Here is a 4,872-nt window from a genome sequence, read left to right as displayed (position 1 = left end):
AAATGCTTATAACCATTATTATTTAATAATTTAAATATTTTTGTAGATTTATTTATAGGTATAAAAAAATAGAGAAATTAAAAATATCACAATAATCTATCTATAACATAAAAAACTAATTAAAAATTAATCTTCATGTTTTGAGAAAAGTAAAGACAATGTTAACCAATCAATCAGACTTTAAAATACCTATGGACAAACGACAAAGTTGGGTTAGTCTTGCATCAATATGGGTTGGAAATATGATTTGTATTCCTGCCTTGATGGTTGGTGGCTTTCTGAGCGTTGGTTTTTCAATGAACATGGTAATTATAACACTAATCATAGGTTTTATTATTATTTGTGTTTATATGTCTCTAATTGGTATGCAAGCAGCCGATACAGGACTTCCTTCTGTAGCAATCGCCGGAGAAGCCCTTGGAACTCTAGGATCACGTTTTATAATCAGTCTACTTTTAGGAATAGCTTGTATAGGTTGGTTCGGCGTACAAGTCGCTGTTTGTGGAAATTCCTTTAGTGTTATGTTTAATGATATTACGGGAATATTTATTCCCCCCTGGATAAGCACTTCTTTTTGGGGCATTATAATGGTTTTAACAGCAATATACGGCTATAAATCCTTGAAGTATTTCAGTTATGTTGTTGTTCCTTTATTAGTTATTATGCTTATATACACAGCTTATGCATCTCTTTTCAAAGGGGACGGGCTTGTTACTATTATGGCATATAAATCCCAAACACCAATGGATTTTGTCACTGGAATAAGTATAGTTGTGGGTAGTTTTGCATTAGGTGGTGTGATTTCAGGGGATTATTCTCGTTATGCACGGAAGCGTTCTGATGTTATAAAATCATCAATTATTGGAGTTTTCCCTATCTCTCTTATAATTATGGGTCTTGGAGCAGCAAGTAGTATAACCTCCGGTTACTCTGATATTACAGAAATTCTTGTTTATTTAGGTTTTCCTTCTTTTGCACTTGCAATTTTGATTTTGGCAACATGGTCTACCAATATTCTCAATGCATATTCAGGAGGGATTGCCATATCTAATATGTTAGGTTTAAGTGAGGTAAAATTGAAAATTACAACTGCTATAGCAGGAATTTTAGGTACAATTTTAGGAGCAATAGGTATTGTTTCCAAATTTACTACATTTTTAAGTATTCTTTCATCTCTTATTCCTCCGGTTGCCGGTGTAATAATAGCGTCATATTGGATTATTAACAGAGGTAGAGTTGAAAACTTTAAAATAGTAGAGGGAGTTAATATAACAGGTGTCATCTCATTTGTAATAGCAGCTGCCGTGGCCTATACTACTGCCAATATAATTCCGTTTTTTATTAGTCCTCTCAATGGAATAGTTGTAGCAATGGTTTTATATATTATTCTAATTAAGATACTCCCTGTAAAAGAGAAGGAGATATCATATGAAAAAAATCGGATGTAAGGAGATAGAAGATATTGCATTGGGTGCTGCATTACTTGGTTCGGGTGGCGGAGGAGATCCTTATATTGGTAAGCTTATGGCGATAAGTGCTATTCAAGATTGCGGTGAAGTAACAATGCTTGATCCTCAGGAAGTACCAGATGAGGCTTTTATAGTGCCTATAGCTATGATGGGAGCTCCTACTGTGCTTGCTGAAAAAGGTGCCAGAGGAAATGAATACAAAATACTTTATGATTTGATGACACAACTTTACGGAAAAAAAATTTTTGCACTGATGCCCATTGAAGCCGGAGGAGTAAATAGTATGTTACCCTTTGTGGCAGCAGCTCGTAGCGGATTGCCGGTTATAGATGCCGATGGTATGGGACGGGCTTTTCCTGAACTACAGATGGTTACTTTCACCATTGGCGGACTTTCCGCAACCCCCATGGCTTTAATTGATGAAAAGGGCAACAGTGCTATTTTTAATACAATTAGTAATAAATGGACTGAAGACCTTGCCAGAGCAGTTACTATTAAATGTGGCGGTTCGGTTTCTGTTTCTTTATACTCTATGGAATGGGTATTTATGAAACAATACGTCGTAAAAAATATTATTACCCGTAGTGAGCAACTTGGTAAAGCAATACGTATGGTTAAAGAAGGGAAAGGAACACCGGAAGAAAACTTTTTAAAAGTATCAGATGGCTATAAATTATTCTGTGGTAAAATCTGTGATGTACAACGAGAAACTCGAGGAGCCTTTAATTTTGGTAAGGCTTTATTTGAAGGAATAGGAGAATATACAGGGAGAAAGGCTTTTGTTAACTTTCAAAATGAAAATCTTATAGCCTCTGTTGATAATAAAATTCTTGCAACAACTCCTGATCTTATTTGTCTTGTTGATACGGAAACATTCATACCAGTACCAACTGATGCCCTAAAATACGGAAAACGTGTATTAATTTTAGGTCTAAAATGTTTTGAAGCATGGAGAACCAACAGAGGACTTAAACTTGTGGGTCCGCGTTATTTTGGTTATGATATAGATTATATTCCCGTGGAATTAAGATACAAAGGAGATAACTAATGACTACATATCGTTTAGGTATAGATGTTGGAGGAACCAACACGGATGCAGTTTTAATAGATAATAAATTAAACGTAGTAGCAGAGGTTAAATTACCAACTACTTCTGATGTATATTTAAGCATTCTCGGAGCAATAAAAAGTGTTTTAGATAAATCTTGTATTGATAGAAAATTAATTACACGAGCTATGCTTGGCACAACCCAATGCACTAATGCTATTATTGAACGTAAGTATTTATCAGATGTTGGGATTTTACGTATCGGGGCACCTGCAACTCTAGCAATTAAGCCTATGGTTGACTGGGTAGAAGACATTAAGATAATTGCTAAAGAAGTTGACATCATAAAGGGTGGTTTTGAAGGAGATGGTAGTGAAATTACTCAATTTGATGAAATTGCAGCTCGGGTATTTTTTGAAAAATGTAAAATAAAGGCTTTAAAGTCTATTGCCATTAGTCAAGTATTCTCTTTTGTAAGAAATGATCATGAAGTAATTGCAGCAAAAATTTGTAGGGGAATCATTGGTGAGAATGTTCATATTTCCATATCTAGCAAAATCGGTAGCATGGGACTAATTGAACGTGAGAATGCTACAATTCTTAATGCTGCACTTTATGATGTTGCACGTAATTTTACTGAAGGATTTGTAACAAGTCTTAGTGAAGAGGGTATAGATAATGCTGAGATTTATTTTTCGCAAAACGACGGAACCCTAATGACTATTGAGCAGGCACGAAAATATCCCATTTTAACAATTGCTTGTGGTCCAACTAATAGTATCCGAGGGGCTTGTTATCTTTCTAATGTCTCAAATGCCGTGGTTATTGATATAGGAGGAACAACTACTGACTTCGGAATGTTGCAAAACGGTTTTCCTCGTCAAAGCAGTATTGCTGTTACCATAGGAGGTGTAAAAACCAACTTTCGTATGCCGGATGTAATCTCAATTGGGTTAGGCGGTGGGTCAATAGTCCGTGAGAAAAATGGAAAAATTACCGTAGGTCCTGATAGTGTTGGCTATCTTATTAAAGATAAAGCTTTAGTCTTCGGAGGAAATATACTTACCGCTACAGATATCGCAGTACGACTTGGAATGGCTAATGTCGGGGATGCTACAAAGGTTGCCCATATAGACCAAATATTCGCTGAAAAAGTACTTGAGGTAATACTTAGATTGGTTAGAAATAACATAGATTTAATGAAATCTTCAAGTGAGGATATAGATGTTATACTGGTGGGGGGTGCTTCCATACTTCTTCCTCAAAAAATAGATGGGGTAAAAAATCTGTACAAGCCTCCGAATTTTGCTGTTGCAAATGCCATTGGCTCTGCAATATCAAAAGTGAGCGGGGTTTATGAAAAACTTATTTCATTTGATCAAGTACCACGTGAACAGGCACTTGAACAGGCAAAAAAAGAAGCAGTGAATTTAGCCGTTAAAGCCGGAGCTTTACCTCATACCGTGGAAATTATAGATATTGAAGATGTTCCTTTGCAGTACTATCCTGCTAATACCAATAGAGTTAAAGTTAAAGCTGCCGGAGAATTAAAATAAAAATAACTACATTTTAGGTAATCTTGTGTATTTAGACAGATACATGGAGTGCTTATCAATCTAGTAGCACTAAGGAAAACATAATACTGATGGGGTTTGGATTGTATTAAGTAAGAGTGTATTTTATACCCTGCTTTTAAACCGGTTTCTCCATATGTAGCTGGCAGAATTTAATGTCAAACTGGGCAATTTACATGTCGAAGATTTTAAGTAATAGTAGTTAATGGATTGTCAAGTTTGTATTTTTAAAGACAATTATATACCAGAATAATGTTACTTGGTCTCTTTATTAGAAATAATATTGAGACCATTTTAAAAGAATCACCTTGAAAATTTGGGTATTTATTCCACTTTTTTTGTAGTTGGCAGAATTTAATGGCAAAATAGGAAACTTTAAATGGCGAGAATTTACACGAATAAGATTGAATAATTTGTCAAGTTTTAATTTTTGAATTTTATTTTTGAATTTTTAAAAAGATTGATTAGATACCACTTTTTTATTATAATTAAATAATAATATTATCCGTAAATAGTGTAATAAATTATATATGCAATATTTAGAAGCTTTAGATTTATTACAATGCTGTAGCGGGACAAATTAAATGGGAATTTGGGCAGTTTTAAACGGGACAGATTTTTACAAATAGAATCTATTTATTTGTCAAGAGTTTATTTTATAGCTTAGATTCTTTTTCTCTTTAAATTGTTGTAGAAGATATGGTAGTTTGTAGTTATGTTGCATAATAAGTAAGTAAATAGGAGTTAGGGGATGAATAAGGAAGAGTTAGTTAGTGCTATT

General features: G+C 34.3%; 3 protein-coding genes. All 3 read left to right on the top strand.

Features of this window, described 5'->3' with window-relative positions; genetic code table 11:
• The first annotated feature begins 158 nt into the window (after positions 1–158).
• From ACQCX0_RS00030 to ACQCX0_RS00020, 3 genes are read left to right on the top strand one after another with little or no spacing between them, the layout of a single operon-like run.
• Entirely contained in the window at positions 159–1,448 is a 1,290-nt protein-coding gene (locus ACQCX0_RS00030) for a cytosine permease (protein WP_462561977.1), read from the top strand.
• Complete coding sequence (locus ACQCX0_RS00025) at positions 1,429–2,517, top strand: DUF917 domain-containing protein (RefSeq protein WP_462561975.1); 1,089 nt, start codon at positions 1,429–1,431, stop codon at positions 2,515–2,517. The genes ACQCX0_RS00030 and ACQCX0_RS00025 overlap by 20 nt, the downstream gene beginning before the upstream one ends.
• The gene (locus ACQCX0_RS00020; RefSeq protein ID WP_462561974.1) at positions 2,517–4,073 is read left to right on the top strand and encodes a hydantoinase/oxoprolinase family protein; all 1,557 of its coding nucleotides are present in this window, start codon (positions 2,517–2,519) and stop codon (positions 4,071–4,073) included. Before ACQCX0_RS00025 ends, ACQCX0_RS00020 begins: the two co-directional genes overlap by 1 nt.
• Positions 4,074–4,872 lie beyond the last annotated feature (799 nt).

It is taken from the genome of Candidatus Hepatincolaceae symbiont of Strigamia maritima (genome assembly GCF_055505085.1).
Note: the sequence above shows the minus strand (reverse complement) of the source record. Positions and strands in the feature narration are given on the sequence as shown.

Coding starts and splice junctions, on each gene's coding strand:
- ACQCX0_RS00030 (WP_462561977.1), top strand. CDS start 159: ATGTTAACCAATCAATCAGACTTTAAAATACCTATGGACAAACGACAA.
- ACQCX0_RS00025 (WP_462561975.1), top strand. CDS start 1,429: ATGAAAAAAATCGGATGTAAGGAGATAGAAGATATTGCATTGGGTGCT.
- ACQCX0_RS00020 (WP_462561974.1), top strand. CDS start 2,517: ATGACTACATATCGTTTAGGTATAGATGTTGGAGGAACCAACACGGAT.